The organism is Sphingomonas gellani (genome assembly GCF_900110035.1).
Classification (GTDB): Bacteria; Pseudomonadota; Alphaproteobacteria; order Sphingomonadales; family Sphingomonadaceae; genus Sphingomonas; species Sphingomonas gellani.
The window spans coordinates 590,390-608,479 of sequence record NZ_FOCF01000001.1; the positions used below are offsets into that span (position 1 = coordinate 590,390).

Below are 18,090 nucleotides of genomic sequence, written 5' to 3' on the forward strand. Positions count from 1 at the left end.
GCGGCAGGAGAGGGGTGCGTATGGCCAGCCATCGTTATTCGCTGAAAGCGGCACTGCTTGCAGGTGGCGCTCTAGTCGCCAGTCCTGCCTGGGCACAGCAGACCAGCCTCGATCCCACCGCCGCGACCACCGCGAACACGCAACCCGCCAACCCGACCGCCGCGGCGGCTGAGAATGCCGCAGAGCCGCGTGAGCCGAACGGCGCACAGCCGCCCGCAACCGATGCCGGCGCGATGCAGGACATCATCGTCACCGGCAACACGTCCGGCAAGCGGACGTTGTTCGACAGTTCCTCCAACGTCACGCTCGCAAGCTCCGCGGACATCGCGCGGCTGGCGCCTCGATCGACCGCCGACGTGTTGCAACTGGTGCCGGGCGTGTTCGTGGAGAGTACGGCTGGGCCGATCTCCAACAACTATTCGGTGCGCGGCCTGCGTGGCGGCGCACAGACGTTCATCACGCTGGAGGAGGATGGCATGCCGATCCTCTATGGCGGGGGTGGCGCGGATTTTTATTTCCAGAACGATTTGATGATCGCGCGGGTGGAGGCGGTGGAGGGCGGCACGTCCGGCGTGCTGGCGCCGAACGGTGCGGGCGCGACGATCAACTTCATCTCGCTCAAACCCAGCTACGATCATGCGGTGGCTTCGGCGCGCTACACGGGCGCGACCTATGGCGACCTGCGCGCGGACGGCTATTTCTCCGCACCCATCGCCGACGATCTGGCGTTCAGCGTCGGCGGCTATGTCCAGTCGCAAAAGGGTGTCCGGCGCACGCCGTTCACCTTCTTCGGGTACAACGTGAAGGCGATGCTGGAGAAGCGGTTCGCAAACGGCGGAACCGCGCGGCTGACCTACAAACGCATCGACCAGAACAATCCCTATTACGCCGACATGCCGTTCCGGGTGTCCAGCGACGGCGACATCAGCAGCGTGCCGGGGCTGAACCTCAGGCGGGATGATATCGGCGGGCGTGCCTTTACCCAGTTCCTGGTGCCCGACAGCCCCGCGACGGGCAATGCGCTGCGCCCGTTCCGGTCCACGCGGGGGGTGGGCGTCAAGGCCAACACCTACCGGCTGGACGTCGACATGCCGGTGTCGGACAGCATCAGCCTGTTCGCGCACCTGCGCTATCTGGATGGCAAGTACGACTTCAACGGTATTTTTCCAGGATCGGGATCGGGCACGGCGGGTCTGACGTCGGCGGCCAACTACCTCAATCCGGCCGTGTCGCCGCTTGCCGGGCTGACGCCCATCCAGGGGGCGACCTTTACCTATTTCCAGGCGGCGCAATTCGCATTCCCGGCAGTGGCGCAATACGGCCTGCGCGACATCCGGACGGGCGCGGTCATTCCGTCCAGCGCGACGGCGACGCTGGCTGGCTTGAACGGCAACGGGCTGCTCCAACAGACGGTGCTGAACCACCAGACGCTGGCCACAAAGGATGCGGGTACCAATTTCGGGCTCAAGTGGGACGCGGAGACCGGTTCGGTCCAGAACTCGCTGACCGTCGGCGGAATGTACTATAATGTCCGACGCCGTAACGATCAGTCGGCCGTCGCGACCGTCATCAACGACGTGACCAACAATTCCAACGTGTACGACGTTGTCGCGATCGACAATGCGGGTCAGGTGCTGGGCTCGCTGACCAACAACGGCCTGGTCAATTACGGCAACTGGGGCCAGGGCCTGTTCAAGGATGAGGTCAACTCGATCTCCGCCTATTTCAACGACGAGTTGCGGATCGGCGACAACCTGCACATCGACTTCGGCGCGCGGTACGAGCACGAACATGTCGGGGTGCGCATCGGTCAGCAGGCCCAGGTCAACGCGCCGGTGCCGGCCGGTACGCCCGGCCTGTTCCAAGACGTCGGTGCGACGTTCAACGGCACCTATGTCTATCAGGCGGACTCGTTCAACAAGCTGGCTTATACCGGCGGCGTCAACTACACGCTGACACGCAACATCTCGCTGTATGCGCGCGGCGCGTACGGGTTCCAGACCAATGGCGGCGACACGGGCGGCACGCACAAGCCGACGGGCCTGACGCTGTACGAGGGCGGGGTTCGGTTCCAGTGGCCGGGCTTCAACGCGTCGGTCATCGGCTTTCGCACGCTGATCAACGATCTGTCGTACCAGTTCATCAACCCGGACAATCCGACGATCCAGAGCAATGCGGTCGCAGACAGCCGGACCAACGGCGTTCAGGTCGATGCGGACATCCGCCCGGTCAGCTTCTTCAGCCTGGCGGTGAACGGCGTCTACCAGAACCCCAAGCTGACCAACCTGATCTTCGACACCCCGATCCAGGGCAGCTACACCGGCAACGTCCCCGAACGCACGCCCAAGAAGCTGCTGACGGTGACGCCGTCGATCATCCTGCCGAACGGACTGGGTGAGATCTACGGACGGTGGCGTTACACGGGCAAGATTTTCGCCGATGCGGGGAACGGGATCGCGCTGCCCAGCTACAGCGTCATTTCCGCCGGGGTCAGCGTCAATGTCGGCGAAAAGGTCAATCTGAGCGCCAGCGTCGACAACATCTTCAACCAAAAGGGCTTCACGGAGGGCAATCCGCGCCAGGGACAGACACAGACCATCGTCGACGGCTATTTTTACGGCCGCGCGATCTATGGTCGAAACGCGCTGTTCACGGCGACGATCAAGCTTGGCAACTGAGGTGAGGGCGTCCGGTGGCAAGGCAGGCTTGAGGCTGAGACGTTCGCTCGTCGCTCCGCTGCTGTCCTTGCTTGCCGCTCCGCTGTTGATCGGGGCGGCGGGGGAGCAGGTTGTGCGGCGTGAGGGCCTGAACCTCAACAGCTTCACGCAGTCCGGCTCGGTCGCGGCGCACGTGCTGCTGCGCGATGGTCAGGACCCGCGGCTGATCGTCGCATTTCCGGCGGGCAACAGCGGTGTCGGCCTGTGGTTCGACCGCGTTGCCGGTCCTACGCGTTGGACGATGGCAGACGCCGCACGGCCTGTCACGACCACCGATGCACGCGGTCGCGCCCTGCGCGGCGTCACCTTCGCAGCGACCATCCAGGCGAGAGAGTTGCGGGTCAAGCAGGCGGTGCTAACCAGCATTCGGGTGCTGCGCGATTACCAGGCGCTGGGGACCGTCCCGGACGGGCTCGCTCCGACGCTGACGCAAGAGAGAGGCACGCTCACCTGGGCGCGCGATCGGTTGGACGGCGGTGCCGGCTATCGGCTGTCGTTACGCGTCGATCGCGGGACGCTGCATGGCACCACGCTGACCGCGGCGAAGGACGGGACGATCGAGATCACCGTCACCGCGCTGACAGGTGAGGTGCCGCTGACGCCATTCCGACCCGGCGAACTGCTGGAGCCGACCGCCGCCAACGACCCGCAGGCGCGCGCGGCGCTGCAATTCCTCAGCTATCGTGAGAAGTTCCTGGCGGGGTCATGGCGGTTCCTGACCTATTTCGGGCGGGATACCTTGTTGTCGGTCCGGTTGCTGATGCCCGCGCTGCGGCCGGACGCCGTCGACACCGGCTTGCGATCCGTGCTGGAACGGCTGTCGCCGGACGGGGTGGTGGCGCATGAGGAGGATATCGGCGAGTTCGCGATCCTGGATCATCGTCGCGATGGCGGCGGTTTGTCCGACGCGCCGACCTACAATTACGCGATGGTCGACAGCCCTTTCCTGCTCGCGCCGGTAGCGGGCGCCTGGTTGATCGACGACGCGCGCGGACGGGCGCGGGCCGCGCGCTTTCTCGCCGCGCCCCTGGGACACGAGCGGGCGGGCGACGCGTTGATGCGCAACGTCCGCTTCGTCGTAGCAGCCGCGGCGCCGTTCACCCGCGACCCCGACTGGCGACGGATGATATCGTTGAAGCCCGGCATGGACGCGGGCGAATGGCGCGACAGCAATGACGGGCTGGGCGGTGGCCGTTATCCGTACGACATCAACGCGGTCCTGGTACCCGCCGCACTGGAGGCGATCGATGCGATGGCGCGCGCGGGCTTGCTTGCGCCGTTTGCGAAACCGGAAGATCGCACGATGCTGGCTCAGGTGCATGGCATGGCAGCCACCTGGGCGTCACGCGCGCCGGGTTATTTCGCGCAAACCGTCACCCCCGCCGCAGCGCAGGCGGCGATCTCCCGTTACGCCGCACAGGTCGGTGTTCCAGCTGGTCCCGCCCTGGCAGCGGCGACGCAGCCGTTGCGCTACAACGCCATTTCACTCGACGCGCAGGGTCGCGCCGTGCCGATCGTCCACTCGGATGACGGCTTCGCGCTGTTGTTCCAGCACCCCGATGCCGCCGCGCTGAATACCGCCGCGACGACGATCTCGGCACCCTTTCCGGCCGGGTTAATGACCGGTGCGGGCATGCTGGTCGCCAATCCGGTCTTCGCACCGACGGCGCTCCAGGCGCGGTTCAGCCCCGCCGCCTATCACGGCACGGTGGTCTGGTCGTGGCAGCAGGCGCTGGTCGCGGCGGGGATCGACCGGCAACTGGCGCGCAGCGACCTGCCGCCTGCGACATGTGCCCGGCTGACCGATGCGCAGGCGAAGCTGTGGCAGGCGATCGACGCGAGCCGCAGCGTGCAGAGTTCGGAACTCTGGTCGTGGCGCTATGCCGATGGCGCGTACCGGATCGCGCCGTTCGGGGCGGCGGGAGGCGACGCCGACGAATCCAACGCCGCTCAATTGTGGAGCACGGTGTACCTGGCGGTTCGTCGCCCGGTCGGTGCACCGGCCTGTCACCGCCGTTAATGGCGGATCGGGTACGCAGGGTCGTGATCGTCGGCGGGGGCACCGCCGGCTGGATGACGGCGGCCGCCTTGTCCAAGGCGCTCGGCAAGACGGACACCGCCATCACGCTGATCGAAAGCGAGGAGATCGGCACCGTCGGCGTCGGTGAAGCGACGATCCCGACCATCCACTGGTTCAACACACTGGTCGGGTTGGATGAGGCCCGCTTCATGGCGGACACGGGTGCGACGTGGAAGCTGGGCATCGAGTTTCGCGGCTTGCAGGGCGAGGGTAGCGCGTACTTCCACCCGTTCGGGACCTTTGGTGGCCCGGGCGATGCGGCCATGTTCCCGCACCGGCTGATCCGGGCATGGAACGTGGGGGAGGCCGCTCCGATCGAGGAGTATTCGCTGACCACGCAGGTGGCGCGCGCCGGCCGGTTCGCAAAGCCGGTTCCCGATCCACGATCGCTGCTGTCGACGCTTGGCTATGCGTTCCACTTCGATGCCGCCCGTTATGCGGCGCATCTGCGCGTGCTGGCGGAAAGCCGTGGCGTCGTCCGACACGAGGGCCGGGTCGTGCAGGTCGATCGCGACGCGGCGACCGGAAATGTGACGACGTTGCAAACCGCGACGGGCGACGCGATCGGCGGTGACCTGTTCATCGATTGCTCCGGCTTGCGCGGATTGCTGATCGAGCGAGCTATGGGTGCCGGGTTCGAGGACTGGTCACACTGGCTGCCGTGCGACGCGGCATGGGCGGCGCCGACCCGCGCCATGGAGCGGCGACCGCTCTACACGCAGGCGAGCGCCGACACGGCCGGTTGGCGGTGGCGCATCCCCCTCAAGCACCGGACGGGCAACGGTTACGTGTTCTCCAGTCGCTTCGAGGAGCCGGACGCTGCGCGCGACCGGCTGCTCGCGGCGCTGGGAGAGGCGGTGCTGGCAGAGCCGCGTCTCATCCGCTTCACGCCGGGTCGCCGTCGCCGCGCCTGGGTGGGAAACGTCGTGGCGATTGGCCTGTCTGCGGGTTTTCTGGAGCCGCTGGAATCGACCAGCATCCACCTGATCCAAAGCGGCATCGGGCGACTGTTGTCGCTGTTCCCCCGCGCCGATGCCTCACCCTTGCTGGCGGAGCAGTATAATCGCCTGAGCGCGCGCGAGTTCGAGGAAGTGCGCGACTTCATCATCCTCCATTATCATCGAACACAGGGCCGGACCGAACCGCTCTGGAGGTACTGCCAGCAGATGCCGATCCCCGACACGCTGGCGTCGCGGATCGACCAGTTCCGCGCCTCCGGCCGCCTGATGCTGGCCACCGACGATCTGTTTCGCGATGCGAGCTGGTTCGCCGTGCTGACCGGGCAGGGGGTGCGGGCGGAGGATCACAACCCCTTGCTCGATGTCATCAGCGACGCCGACAACGCGCGCCAGCTTGCCGCCATGCGACAGGCGATCCGCTCGGCCGCCTTGCAGGTGCCGCTGGCGCAGTGACTGGCGAATGATACCGCCCGCACCCTCGTGAGACCGAGGCAACGCTTGCTGTGCCGTTAGGAGAAGCACGCAAGTGCGGGACCTCCCTCAATGCGCGGCGGGATCGGGCGCGGTCTTCGGCTTCATGGCCTGCGCGATGAAGGCGCAGGCGATCAGCTGGATCTGGTGGAACAGCATCAGCGGCAGCATGATAGGTCCGAGTGCGGCCGCCGGAAACAGCGTCGATGCGATCGGAACGCCGGACGCCAGGCTTTTCTTTGAGCCACAGAACAGAAGCACGATGCGATCCTCCCGCACGAAGCCCAGTCGGGCCGACAGCCACCAGGTCCAACCCAGTATCGCGGCGAGAATCACCAAGCACAGCGCCACGATTTCTGCCAGGTCCAGCGCATCCACCTTGGCCCACAAGCCCTCGACCACCGAAGCGGAGAAGGCCGTATAGACCACGAGCAGGATCGATATACGGTCGACCCTGCCGACCAGCAGCTTGTGGCGGGTGATGAAGCCGCTGGTCAGCGGACGGCTGAGGTGCCCGAGCATGAACGGCAGCAGCAGTTGCAGCACGATCTTCTCGATCGCCGATGGGGAAATATCCACCCCTTGCTCCATCAACAGCGTGCAGAGCAGCGGCGTCAGGAAGATGCCCATCAGGTTGGACAGCGACGCGCTGCACACCGCTGCGGCGACGTTGCCGCCGGCCACGGCGGTAAAGGCGATGGAGGACTGTACCGTGGAGGGCAGCAGGCAGAGGAACAGGATGCCGCTGAGCAACGCCGCTGGCACGATGCTGCCGAGACTGCTCGACAGGCCGAGGCCGACGAGCGGGAAGACGATGAACGATGTTGCGATTACCGCGATATGTAGGCGAAAATTGCCGAACCCGGCGACGATCGCCTGTCGTGACAGCTTGGCGCCGTGCAGGAAGAACAGGAGGACGATGAAGCCGTTGGCCACCTCTCCGGCGATCACGGCTCCCCGACCACGCACGGGTACGACACTGGCGAGGACCACCAGCCCCAGCATCAGGAGGATGAACGGGTCCAACACCGCAAATGCCCGCCGAGTGCGGGCGCGCAGTTGCAGGCCGCTCACCAAGTGCACACCTGGCCGGCCCGGGGCGAACCGGCGGGGGTCTGAGCGAAGCAGCCGGTGGGGTCAGGCTCGGTCTGAGGCTGCCTTTCCGGAGGTCTCGGCGTCATGTGTATCGAAGTTGCGGGTAGCATTGCGGGCTCTTGCGCGAGCGACACATGCATAAGCAACACCGTTGCGCCCGACGCAGGTGTTTGACCGCGGCGCCGGAAGGCTCGCGATCGCGGAACCGAAGCGGCCGGCTCTGGACCTGTATGCGGCGTGGGTAGTCAAACATTGCGCCGAAAGGGCGGCACTTTCGGCGCGATCGTCAATTCAAACTCCACGCCGAACGATTCACGTTCCCGGATGCAGGTAAGGAACCCACCCCATGAACATCGACCTGACCGGTAGGACGGCCCTCGTCACCGGATCCACCGAGGGCATCGGCTTCGGCATTGCCCAAAGCTTGGCCAAGGCAGGAGCGTCCGTCGTCATCAACGGCCGCACGCGTGAGAAGGTGCATGCGGCCGTGGCCCGGGTCGGGGCGAAGGCACGAGGCGCCGTGGCGGACCTCGGGACCGTGGAGGGTCACGACCAGCTCGTCGCCGCCGTCCCGGACGCCGACATCGTGGTCAGCAATCTGGGCATCTTTCAACCCTCCGACTTCTTCGACACCGACGATGCGACGTGGGATCGGCACTGGCAGGTCAACGTCATGGCCGGCGTGCGGCTTGCGCGAACCTACCTGCCGATCATGGAGCAGGCGGGGTGGGGACGATTCCTGTTCCTCGCCTCGGAATCGGCGTTCAACATCCCGGTGGAGATGATCCACTATGGTGTCAGCAAGACCGCGGATGTCGCACTCGCCCGCGGGTTGGCGAAGCGTATGGCGGGCACGGGCGTCACCGTGAACTCGGTGCTGCCGGGCCCGACCCTGTCCGAGGGTGTGGAGGCGATGCTGAAGTCCGAGCGCGCGAAAACCGGCAAGCCGATCGAGGAGGTCGCGGCCGCCTTTGTCCAGGAACACCGGTCCAGTTCCATCATCCGCCGCGCCGCGACGGTGGAGGAGGTCGCGAACATGGTCGTCTATCTCGCGTCTCCGCTGGCGTCGGCGACCACCGGCGCGGCGCTGCGTGTGGACGGCGGGGTGATCGACACGCTGATGTGAGGGGACAGCGCTGGCCCGTGCCGATCCGGTCGGGACCGGCGCCGCTACGTGCCCGAGCACCGCGCGATGCTGTCGAAGCAGCTTACGCGCCGCCGCTACTTGGTTACGCGAGAGCGATGGCGAGGAAGAAGCGTTACCTAACCGCGACGATGGCCGACGGGTACGTCAAAACGATCGGCCCGACCGCCTCCCCGTTCACCCATTACTGGCGCATCGTCGCCGAGTTGCCCGGTGGAAAGACGGAAGTCTTCTGGGGCCACTCGCGTTCGCTCGGCGAAGCGAGGGGCAAGAAGGACGCCGCGGCTGAGGCCGCCAGGCAGCGTGGGTGGTCGAGCTATGCTTTTGAAGTGGTCGAGCTTGTCGAGAGCTGAGGTCGAGGCTGAGATTCGACTGTTGTTGATTGGGTGCGAAACTCGGGTATCGCTCGCGGTCGATCTGCTGCTTAGCAAAGATGCTAGCCGTCTAGTTGCCCGAGAGCACGCGTAATGACGCAAAATCTAGTATCTCCTGAAACAATAAGCAGGGCGCTCTACGAGCGTTAAACTGCCGTCGGCTCAACGCGAGTGTCTTGAGGCTTCCCAGAAACTCTCAAACTGTCAGCGACTTACCAAAGCCGCCAGTATCGTGGCGCGTCTTGGTGGCGTAAGTCCGACCGGATTTTTCGCGATACTTCCGGGCAGGAAAGTAACGACAACACAGTATTAATCCATTCCGGCTACAAAATCCTCCATTCGGGGGGAACAAAAGTTGAGCTGCCATTTATTGACTGCGCCGGACCATTTGGCGGTCCGGAGCATCACTACATTTGCCGACAGTGTTCGGCAGGCCTTTGATACGGCCACATCGATCACGCTCGATCTTTCAACATGTGTCGAGATGGATCTGAGTACCTTGCAAGTTCTGGCTGTGGCACGGCGACATGCTGTGGAGACCGGCAAGACCTTCGTCCTTTCGGAACCGGCAAGTGGGGAGTTGCTGCGCCTGTTGGAACGGGCCGGCTTCCTCTCTGCGCCGACACCGGTCGATATCGATTTCTGGTTTCACGGAGTGCGCCCGCAATGACTGCTTCCATTCTGACCGTTGATGACTCGCCCAGCCTGCGCATGGCGATCCGCATCGCGCTCACCGGCGCCGGTTATTTCGTGCAGGAGGCGGGCGACGGCGTGGAAGGCCTGGCGAAAGCGGCTGCCAACCGGTTCGACATGATCGTGACCGACCTGAACATGCCCAACATGGATGGCCTGACCATGATCCGCGAACTGCGCAAGCAGCCGGAGCAGGCGGGCGTCCCCATCATCTTCCTGACCACCGAATCAGACGCGGAGATGAAGGCGCAGGCCAAGGCGGCGGGAGCCACTGGATGGCTGGTCAAGCCGTTCGTTCCCGATCAACTGGTGAAGGTGGCGAAGAAGGTGCTCGGCCGGTGAGTGCCGACGATCCGATCGCCGCTTTCCGCGTGGAGGCGGGCGAACTGCTCGACCAGGTCGAACAGGGGCTGCTCGACCTGTGTAATCGCCTCGGCGACGCCGACCTGGTCAATGCGGTGTTCCGCGGACTGCACACCTTGAAGGGGTCGGGCGCCATGTTCGGCTTCGATGCCCTGGCGAGCTTCACGCACCATTGCGAGACCGCGTTCGACCGGATTCGCAAAGGCCAGGTGCCTGCAACCCGGGAACTGGTGACGGTGATCCTGTCGGCGCAGGACCATATGCGGGGCGCTGGTCGAGGGCGAAGCCCCTGTCGCGGAGGGGGAGGCGATCCTCGTCCGGTTGCACGCCGCGCTGGAGCATGCGTCCGGAGCGGAAGCGGTAATGGCGGAGGCGCCGGCTGGCCCGCGAGGGTGGAAACTGTTCTTCCGATTGCCGTCCGACGCCATGGCGAACGGCACCAATCCCCTGATGCTGCTCGACGAGCTGCGCGCGCTTGGCGACGCGCACATCGTCGCGCGTACAAACGACGTACCGAGCCTGGAAGAGCTGGTCGCGACCGAGTGCCATGTCGGCTGGGACGTGACGTTGATCGGAGAGATCAGCCGGGACGATATCGAGGACGTGTTCATCTTCGTGATGGATGACATGACGCTCGACATCGAGCCTCTGAGTGCAGAGCCGGCGTCTCTTGCCGAGCCGGTCATCGCGGATCCTGCCGTCGTGCCCACGTCCGCTCCGGTCGTGGTCGAGGTGGACGGTTCTTCCGCTGGTGTACGTCCCGCCGCAAAGGCGGGCGAAAGCGTACGCGTTCCGGCCGAGCGGCTCGACGCGCTGATGGACCGGGTCGGGGAGCTGGTGATCGCGCAGAGCCGCCTGTCGCAGCTTGCGCATGGCGGCGTCGACTTGCTGCTGCGGTCGGTGTCCGAAGAGATCGAACGGCTGACCAGCGAATTGCGCGACACCATGATGATGTTGCGCATGGTGCCGGTGGCGTCCCTGTTCGGCCGCTTCCGCCGCCTCGTGCACGACCTGGCCCGTGACACGGGCAAGGCGATCGAACTGGTCACCGAGGGCGAAGCCACCGAGATCGACAAGACGGTCATCGAGCGGTTGTTCGATCCCTTGGTCCATATCGTGCGCAACAGCTGCGATCACGGCGTGGAGCCGGGGCGCTACGTCATACCGCTGACGGCGGTCGAGGAGTGCCTGGAACTCAGCCTCGAAGAGGACATGCGCTCTCGCGGGCGAAGCTTCATCACGCTGCGCGATCGGCTGGTGCCGTTCCTTCGCCTACGCGACATGTTCGCGACGGGTACCAGGCCCGACACCTATCAGAAGATCGTCGTGGTCACGACCGGCACGGATCGCGTCGGACTGGTCGTGGATCAGATCATCGGCAACCACCAGACGGTGATCAAGCCGATGTCGTCGCTACATGCCGATGTCGCGAACTTCGCCGGCGCAACGATCCTGGGCGATGGCGGCGTCGCGCTGATCCTCGACATTGCCCAGCTTGTCGCCACCGCCCAGCCGAAGGAGGAGCGGCTCCGCGCCGCTGGATAGGTCATGCACGATCCAACAACCATCAACTGGGACGAGGGCGGCCAAGTGGGCGTGCTGACCTTCGACCTGGACGGAGAGGTCTTCGCCGTCGAGGCGATCTCGGTTCGCGAGATACTGGACATCATCCCGCAAACGGCGGTGCCGGGCGCGTCGGCTCTCGTGGGCAGCGTCGTCAACTTCCGGGGCAGGGTGATCCCGCTGGCCGACCTGCGCGTCGCGTTCGGCATGGGGCCAGCCCCGGTCACCGGGGACAGCCGCATCGTCGTGATCGAGATCGATCTGGACGATCAGCCCACGCTGCTCGGCTTGAGGGCCGACAAGGTGCACGAGGTCACCGCGTTGGCGAAATGCGACAGCGAGGAGCCGCCCACAGTCGGCATGCGCTGGCGTCGCGATCACGTCCGCAGCCTGGTGCGCCGCGACCAAGGCCTGATCGTCGTGCCAGATCTGCAGGCGATCTTTGCCTCGGCCACCGCCGAACCGCAGCCGGCCACGGCTTCGATCCATTCCATCCATTGATTTCTTCAGCCCAAGGGGGGGCTTCAGACGCGCGCTACGATCAAGATGAAACTGGGTGCCACGTTCGGCGTCCTGATAGCCATGATGCTGGCCGTTGTCGGCGTCGGCATTTCCAAGATGAGCACGCTGAACACGGCGATCACGGAGGTCATCAACGGCCCGGCCGCACGGCTCAGTTTGGCGCAGAGCGTCAACATTGAAGTCGGCACCGTGCTCCGCCGTGAGAAGAACATGGTTCTCACCAGCGACATGGACCTGATGCGGCAGTTCAATGGCGAGATCGGTGAAGGCCGAGGCAAGATCGAGAAGCTGATCGCAGAGGGCGACAGCAAGGCAAGTGCGGTTGGCAAGCCGGGATGGGCGACCCTGCGGCAGCAATGGGACAGCTACAAGCGCTTGAACGACAAGGTTCGCTCATTGGCGCTGGCGAACAACAAGGCGGAGGCCAGTGCGCTGTCCGTCAACGACTCCCGCAAGCTGGCCGGGGAAATGACGGACACGATCGACGGCATTGTCGAGCTGCAGCGTACCCAGATGAAGCAGGCCGACGACGACACGGACGCGCTCTATGGCAACGCCTGCACCGTCCTGCTGGTCGTCGCAACGCTGGCGATCCTGATCGCCGCCACCGGCGCGGTGTGGATCTCGATGGTGGTATCGGGCGGCCTGCGTCGCATCGGCCAGGCGGTGGACGCCGTGTCCATCGGCGACCTGGACCACGAGGTGAAGGTCACGAGCAACGACGAGATCAAGGATCTGGTCGACACAGTCAACAAGATGACGGCCAACCTGCGCGTGTCCGCCACGCTGGCCGATCGGATCGCGGGGGGCGACCTGACCGTTCAGCATCAGCCGATGTCCGACAAGGACACGCTGGGCCACGCGCTGGTCACGATGGTCGAGAAGCTGCGCGACGTGGTCGGCAACGCCAACGCGGCAGCGGAGCAGGTTTCCGCTGGCAGCCAGGAACTGTCCGCATCGTCGGAACAGGTCAGCCAGGGCGCGACCGAACAGGCCGCCGCGGCCGAAGAAGCCTCCGCATCGATGGAGCAGATGGCGGCCAACATCAAACAGAACGCCGACAACGCCGCCCAGACCGAGAAGATCGCGCGTCAGTCCTCAAAGGATGCCGAGGCGAGCGGCGTGGCAGTCGAGAAGGCGGTCGACGCCATGCAGACCATCGCCGAAAAGATCGGCATCGTGCAGGAGATCGCGCGCCAGACCGACCTGCTCGCCCTGAACGCGGCGGTCGAGGCGGCCCGTGCAGGTGAGCATGGCAAGGGCTTTGCGGTGGTCGCATCCGAGGTCCGCAAGCTGGCCGAGCGTAGCCAGACCGCGGCGGCCGAGATCGGCTCCGTATCCGGTGAAACGGTGAAGGCAGCGGCGCAGGCCGGCGAGATGCTGACCCGGCTGGTGCCGGACATCCGCCGGACGGCCGAACTGGTGTCCGAGATCAGCGCTGCGTGCCGCGAACAGGATATCGGGGCCAGCCAGATCAACGAGGCGATCCAGCAGCTCGACAAGGTGACGCAGCAGAATGCCGGCGCGTCGGAGCAGATCACGACCACGTCCGAGGAACTCGCCGCCCAGGCCGAGGAGCTTCAGGCCAGCATCGCCTATTTCCGGGTGGACGAGCGATCGGGCGGGCGCGGCGCGGTGACGACCAACGCCGTCCGGAGGCCGGCCGCCAGCGTCCGCAAGCCTGTCGCCAAGGGCAAGGCAAAGCCCAACTCGGTGGCGGATCAGCAGGCCCGTGTCCGTGGCTTCGCGCTGGACCTGAGCCAGGGCGGCCCGGATGGCGAGGACGCCGAGTTCGGACAGGCCGCATGACGGCGGGGGCCGAGATCCAGGCCGTGACCTTCGGCCTGGGTGACGAGATTTTCGCGGTGCGGGTCGCCTGTGTCCGCGAGATCCTCGACCATGCCCCGGCCTTTCGCATCCCGAACGGGCCGGACTGGTTGCTCGGCCTGACCGATGTGCGCGGGCAAGGGGTGCCGACGATCGACTTTCGCGCCAAGCTTGGTCTGGCGCGCGTCGATCCCGACATGGCGACGCGCATCCTGATCGTCGACCTGCCGCTCCCCGACCGCGTGCTGGCGCTGGGGCTGGTGGTCGATCGGGTGCTGAACGTGACGACCTTCGGGTCGGAGCAGGTGGAGCCGGCGCCGGACATCGGGGTCCGGTGGCGATCCGATTACATCGAGGGTGTGATGCGTCAGCCGGACGGCTTTGTCGTGCTGGTCGACCTGAGCCGCATCTTCACGTCGGAAGACGGCGCCATGCTTCCCACGACCATGCGTCAGGCCGCCTGAACCCGGCCCGGGTGCCGCCCCGCCGGCGCCGATCCCATGCTACAGCTTGAAAGTACCTCGCCGATGTCAGCCGTCGCCGCCAGGGTTGCCGATCCCCTGGACAAGATCAGTCCGCGCAACTTCAACCGCCTGTCGGCCCACATCTACGACCAGGCGGGCATCAAGATGCCGGCGAGCAAGCAGACCATGCTGGAGGGACGTCTGCGCCGACGTGTCCGTGCGACCGGCGTCGCCGATCTGAACAGCTATTGCGACCTGCTGTTCGACCACGACCGGGTCGGGGCGGAGGCCCTTCACCTGCTCAATGCGGTGACGACCAACAAGACGGACTTTTTTCGGGAGCCGCGCTACTTCGACTATCTTCGCCAGTCGATCCTGCCGGCGTTGAAGACGCAGGGGCATCGGCGCATCCGCGCGTGGAGTGCGGCCTGTTCGACGGGCGCGGAACCCTACACCATGGCGATGGTGTTCGACGACTTCGCGGAACGGCAGGGCGGACCCGACTACGGCGTGCTTGCGACGGACCTCGACACCGAGGTGCTGGAGACCGCGCGGCGCGGCGTCTACCCCGCCGACATGCTGGATCCCGTCCCTGCGGCGATGCGGGACCGGTACGTCATGCGTCCGTTGCAGAGGGGGCGCGGCGATGTGCGCATCGTCCCGGCGCTGCGATCGGCGGTCGGATTCGCGCGACTAAACCTGATGGACGCCCGCTATCCGGTGGGCGATCCGATGGACATCATCTTCTGTCGCAACGTGTTGATCTACTTCGACAAGCCGACCCAGGAGAAGGTCGTGTCGCGGCTGTGCGATCAGCTCAGGCCGGGCGGATGGCTGTTGCTCGGCCATTCGGAGTCGATCGCCGGGATGGACCTGCCCGTGAAGCAGGTGTCCAACACCGTGTTCCAGCGGAACTGACATGGCCAAAATCCGTGTGCTCGTGATCGATGATTCCGCCAGCGTCCGTCAGAGCATGACCGCGCTGTTGCAGGAGGACCCCGAGATCGAGGTTATCGGCGCGGCGGCCGACCCGTTCGCCGCCGCCCGCTACATCCAGGAACAGGTGCCCGACGTCATCACGCTCGACGTGGAGATGCCGCGGATGGACGGCGTCACCTTTCTGCGCAAGCTGATGAGCCAGTGTCCGACGCCCGTGGTCATGTGCTCGTCGCTGGTGGAGGAAGGGTCGGAGACGCTGCTCCAGGCGCTGGAGGCCGGCGCGGTGGACGTGATCCTGAAGCCGCGGCTGGGGGTCGCGGATCACCTGGCAGAGGCCCGGATGATGATCCGCGAAACCGTGAAGGGTGCGGCGCGTGCGCGGGTGCGGCCCAGGACACCGGCCGCGCGTACTGTCGCGCCGCAACGCAAGCTGACCGCCGACGCGGTCCTGCCGCCGCCCACAGGCAAGGCGATGAGCCGCACGACGGAGATGGTCGTCTGCATCGGCGCATCGACCGGCGGTACCGAGGCGCTGCGGGAGGTTCTGGAGGCACTGCCGGCCAATTCGCCCGGCATCGTCGTCGTGCAGCACATGCCCGAAAGCTTCACCCGTGCCTTTGCCAATCGCCTGAACGGGATCTGCGCGGTGGATGTGAAGGAGGCGGAGGATGGCGACACGGTCATGCGCGGCCACGTCCTGATCGCGCCGGGGGGCCTGCGTCACACCATGCTGGAGCGTCAGGGCGCGCGCTATCACGTCTCCGTCCGTGAAGGGCCGCTGGTGTCGCGTCATCGCCCGTCGGTCGACGTGCTGTTCCGATCAGCGGCGCGTAACGCAGCATCGAACGCGGTCGGGATCATCATGACGGGCATGGGCGACGACGGCGCGCGTGGCCTGCTGGAGATGAAACAGGCGGGTGCCCGGACCTTTGCGCAGGACGAGGCGACATCGGTCGTGTTCGGCATGCCGAAGGAGGCGATCGGCCGGGGCGCCGCCGACAAGGTCGTTCCCTTGCACGCCATCGCTCGCGAACTTCTTCAGGCGACGGCGCGCTGAGCGCCGACCCTGTTTCCTGACACGGAGCCGATCCATGATCCATTCCGATATCCTGGCGACGAACCCGGTTCCTGACGAGGCGACGCTGCCGCTGCGCGACCAGTTGTCTCGCCTGATCTCCGGTCTGGACGCACGCTTCATGCAGGCGGGCACCGCGCTGGCAACGTCCGTGGAGGCGATCGAGCGCATCGCCGCCGCCCTGACCGGCATCGGTGCCGCCGCCGAGAGTGCGGACGGAGCCGATGCGGTCGAAACCCTGGTCGGCGTGGCCCGGCGTCTGTCCGACCTGCCGCGTCAGCGGGAGGGCCGAAGCCGGGACTTCGCGGTGGTGCAATCCTCCGCGAGCGGGTTGCGTGGCGCGATCGGTGACGTTCTCGATACGCTGCGCGTGCTGCGCATCTACGGCATGAACGTGAAGATCGCGGCGTCTGGCGCCGACGAATTCGTCGGCTTCGTCGACATCATGTTCGTGCGGATCACGGGCGGTGAGGAGAACGTCAAGACGTTCAACAAACGCCTGAGCGAACTCCGCGAGAGCATGGCCGGGACCGAGAAGATGGACCGCCTGTTGATGGCGGAATGCGCCAGGGTGGTGCCGCAAGTGCCCGACCGCCTGGTGCGAGAGGCTGACGACCTGCTCGGCCATCAACGCGCGGTGGCGGCGGTGGCGGCGACCGCCAGGAAACTGGCGCTCTCGATCCAGGGAAAGGTCGGCGCGGCGCTCGGTGCCCTGCAGGTCGGGGACATCACGCGGCAGCGGCTGGAGCATGTGCTGGGCGGCATTCAGCTGCTCCACGCGCATCAAGCCGACTGGACGGCAGATGCGCAGGCGGGGAAGTGGGCGACCGCGCACCTGCTGCGTCTGTTCGCCACCCAGTTGATCGAGGCGGCGCAGCAGTTCGAGGATCAGGCCGGGTTGCTGATCGCCTCGCTCGATGCGATCGGCCCGGATGCTCGACAATTGCTTATGCTGCGCACGAACGGGGCCGCGGCGGAGGGGCGCACATTCCTGCGTCGCCTGGAGGAGTCGATCGCAAGCGTCGAGGCGGTGACCGCACAGCTGGGTGACGCGGATCGTCAGACCGGTGCGATCGTATCCATGATCGCCGATACGGTGGATGAGCTGACGCGCCGCCTGGCCGAAATCCGGGGCGTGCAGTTGGACGTGCAGCAGATGGCGATCAACATCGGCCTGCGTTGTCGCCGCATGGAGGCGATCGGCAAGCCCGTGACGGTGATCGCCAAGGAGATCCGCGGCCAGTCGGGTGCGCTTGATGCGACGACGGAGGCGATCGGACGCGAAATGGCGACGCTGGCGTCCGTTGCGCACTCCATCCGCACGGCTGCGGGCGAACAGGGCGTAGATGTGCAACAGGCGCTGGCCAGTTCGATTGAGTCCGTGCTGGCTAGCGCGATTAGGACGGAACAGGCCATCGATTCCGCCGGCGACGACGCCGATCGCGTCGTGGACATGCTGAACAGCACGGCCACCGAGCTCCGCGAGGAGCTTTGCCTCAGCGGAACGATGAGTGCGATGGGCGATGCGCTGCATGCCATGATGCCACCTGCTCAGGCGGAACCGCCGGAGGGGGTACTGGCGATGTTGAACATGCTGCTGCCGCAAATCGGCAAGCTCTACACCATGGCGAGTGAGCGCGAGGTGCATCAACGCTTCCTTCTCCCCGGCATGCAGGCGGTGCACGAGGAGCCGGCCGCCGGCAGCGAGGATGACGACCTGTTCGACGACGGCCTGTTCTGATCGTCAACCTGCTACGGCCAGCCGGCTGATCGCCGTTTCAGGTTTTTCGAAAAGCCCGTCTTC

14 protein-coding genes and 1 pseudogene are annotated in these 18,090 nt (G+C 65.8%); 14 read left to right on the forward strand and 1 reads right to left on the reverse strand.

Features of this window, described 5'->3' with window-relative positions:
• Nucleotides 1-20: 20 nt before the first annotated feature.
• The 3 genes from BMX37_RS03130 to BMX37_RS03140 are packed head-to-tail and all read left to right on the forward strand — an operon-like array spanning nucleotide 21 to nucleotide 6,209.
• Nucleotides 21-2,678 (forward strand): TonB-dependent receptor domain-containing protein, encoded by a 2,658-nt coding sequence (locus tag BMX37_RS03130; RefSeq protein WP_093663974.1) that lies wholly within the window; start codon nucleotides 21-23, stop codon nucleotides 2,676-2,678.
• 28 nt (nucleotides 2,679-2,706) lie between these two features.
• A complete protein-coding gene (locus tag BMX37_RS03135; RefSeq protein WP_244501355.1) occupies nucleotides 2,707-4,737 on the forward strand; it encodes a glucosidase family protein in 2,031 nt (676 codons plus the stop codon).
• Nucleotides 4,737-6,209 (forward strand): tryptophan halogenase family protein, encoded by a 1,473-nt coding sequence (locus BMX37_RS03140; protein ID WP_093663975.1) that lies wholly within the window; start codon nucleotides 4,737-4,739, stop codon nucleotides 6,207-6,209. Before BMX37_RS03135 ends, BMX37_RS03140 begins: the two co-directional genes overlap by 1 nt.
• An 87-nt stretch (nucleotides 6,210-6,296) precedes the next feature.
• On the opposite strand, the gene BMX37_RS03145 is transcribed toward BMX37_RS03140, so the two are convergent.
• On the reverse strand, nucleotides 6,297-7,301 hold the full coding sequence (locus BMX37_RS03145; protein ID WP_425288426.1) for a bile acid:sodium symporter family protein: 1,005 nt from the start codon (nucleotides 7,299-7,301) through the stop codon (nucleotides 6,297-6,299).
• Between the two features lie 367 nt (nucleotides 7,302-7,668).
• Here BMX37_RS03145 and BMX37_RS03150 point away from each other — a divergent pair, with 367 nt between their 5' ends.
• The 11 genes and pseudogenes from BMX37_RS03150 to BMX37_RS03200 all read left to right on the forward strand — a co-directional run bounded on the left by BMX37_RS03150 (nucleotide 7,669) and on the right by BMX37_RS03200 (nucleotide 18,027).
• Entirely contained in the window at nucleotides 7,669-8,448 is a 780-nt protein-coding gene (locus BMX37_RS03150; RefSeq protein ID WP_093663976.1) for an SDR family NAD(P)-dependent oxidoreductase, read from the forward strand.
• Between the two features lie 116 nt (nucleotides 8,449-8,564).
• On the forward strand, nucleotides 8,565-8,819 hold the full coding sequence (locus BMX37_RS03155; RefSeq protein WP_093663977.1) for a hypothetical protein: 255 nt from the start codon (nucleotides 8,565-8,567) through the stop codon (nucleotides 8,817-8,819).
• 376 nt (nucleotides 8,820-9,195) lie between these two features.
• Nucleotides 9,196-9,510 carry an STAS domain-containing protein gene (locus BMX37_RS03160; RefSeq protein WP_093663978.1) on the forward strand — a complete coding sequence of 105 codons (315 nt, stop codon included), beginning with the start codon at nucleotides 9,196-9,198 and terminating at the stop codon, nucleotides 9,508-9,510.
• Nucleotides 9,507-9,875, forward strand: a complete 369-nt coding sequence (locus BMX37_RS03165) for a response regulator (protein ID WP_093663979.1) — start codon at nucleotides 9,507-9,509, stop codon at nucleotides 9,873-9,875. The genes BMX37_RS03160 and BMX37_RS03165 overlap by 4 nt, the downstream gene beginning before the upstream one ends.
• A pseudogene (locus BMX37_RS03170) lies at nucleotides 9,872-11,441 on the forward strand (chemotaxis protein CheA). The gene BMX37_RS03165 and the pseudogene BMX37_RS03170 overlap by 4 nt, the downstream one beginning before the upstream one ends.
• Nucleotides 11,442-11,486: 45 nt before the next feature.
• The gene (locus BMX37_RS03175; protein ID WP_425288427.1) at nucleotides 11,487-11,960 is read left to right on the forward strand and encodes a chemotaxis protein CheW; all 474 of its coding nucleotides are present in this window, start codon (nucleotides 11,487-11,489) and stop codon (nucleotides 11,958-11,960) included.
• 45 nt (nucleotides 11,961-12,005) lie between these two features.
• Nucleotides 12,006-13,790: a methyl-accepting chemotaxis protein gene (locus tag BMX37_RS03180; protein WP_093663981.1), complete on the forward strand. Its 1,785-nt coding sequence runs from the start codon at nucleotides 12,006-12,008 to the stop codon at nucleotides 13,788-13,790.
• Complete coding sequence (locus tag BMX37_RS03185; RefSeq protein ID WP_093663982.1) at nucleotides 13,787-14,272, forward strand: chemotaxis protein CheW; 486 nt, start codon at nucleotides 13,787-13,789, stop codon at nucleotides 14,270-14,272. Before BMX37_RS03180 ends, BMX37_RS03185 begins: the two co-directional genes overlap by 4 nt.
• A 63-nt stretch (nucleotides 14,273-14,335) precedes the next feature.
• The gene (locus BMX37_RS03190) at nucleotides 14,336-15,190 is read left to right on the forward strand and encodes a CheR family methyltransferase (protein WP_093663983.1); all 855 of its coding nucleotides are present in this window, start codon (nucleotides 14,336-14,338) and stop codon (nucleotides 15,188-15,190) included.
• A 1-nt stretch (nucleotide 15,191) separates the two neighbouring features.
• Nucleotides 15,192-16,268, forward strand: a complete 1,077-nt coding sequence (locus BMX37_RS03195; RefSeq protein WP_093663984.1) for a protein-glutamate methylesterase/protein-glutamine glutaminase — start codon at nucleotides 15,192-15,194, stop codon at nucleotides 16,266-16,268.
• A gap of 34 nt (nucleotides 16,269-16,302) precedes the next feature.
• Nucleotides 16,303-18,027, forward strand: a complete 1,725-nt coding sequence (locus tag BMX37_RS03200) for a hypothetical protein (protein ID WP_093663985.1) — start codon at nucleotides 16,303-16,305, stop codon at nucleotides 18,025-18,027.
• Nucleotides 18,028-18,090 lie beyond the last annotated feature (63 nt).

Excerpts from the sequence above, each read along its gene's own strand:
- BMX37_RS03150 (WP_093663976.1), top strand. The coding sequence starts at position 7,669 with ATGAACATCGACCTGACCGGTAGGACGGCCCTCGTCACCGGATCCACC.
- BMX37_RS03165 (WP_093663979.1), top strand. The coding sequence starts at position 9,507 with ATGACTGCTTCCATTCTGACCGTTGATGACTCGCCCAGCCTGCGCATG.
- BMX37_RS03185 (WP_093663982.1), top strand. The coding sequence starts at position 13,787 with ATGACGGCGGGGGCCGAGATCCAGGCCGTGACCTTCGGCCTGGGTGAC.
- BMX37_RS03155 (WP_093663977.1), top strand. The coding sequence starts at position 8,565 with ATGGCGAGGAAGAAGCGTTACCTAACCGCGACGATGGCCGACGGGTAC.
- BMX37_RS03140 (WP_093663975.1), top strand. The coding sequence starts at position 4,737 with ATGGCGGATCGGGTACGCAGGGTCGTGATCGTCGGCGGGGGCACCGCC.
- BMX37_RS03200 (WP_093663985.1), top strand. The coding sequence starts at position 16,303 with ATGATCCATTCCGATATCCTGGCGACGAACCCGGTTCCTGACGAGGCG.
- BMX37_RS03130 (WP_093663974.1), top strand. The coding sequence starts at position 21 with ATGGCCAGCCATCGTTATTCGCTGAAAGCGGCACTGCTTGCAGGTGGC.
- BMX37_RS03195 (WP_093663984.1), top strand. The coding sequence starts at position 15,192 with ATGGCCAAAATCCGTGTGCTCGTGATCGATGATTCCGCCAGCGTCCGT.
- BMX37_RS03180 (WP_093663981.1), top strand. The coding sequence starts at position 12,006 with ATGAAACTGGGTGCCACGTTCGGCGTCCTGATAGCCATGATGCTGGCC.
- BMX37_RS03190 (WP_093663983.1), top strand. The coding sequence starts at position 14,336 with ATGTCAGCCGTCGCCGCCAGGGTTGCCGATCCCCTGGACAAGATCAGT.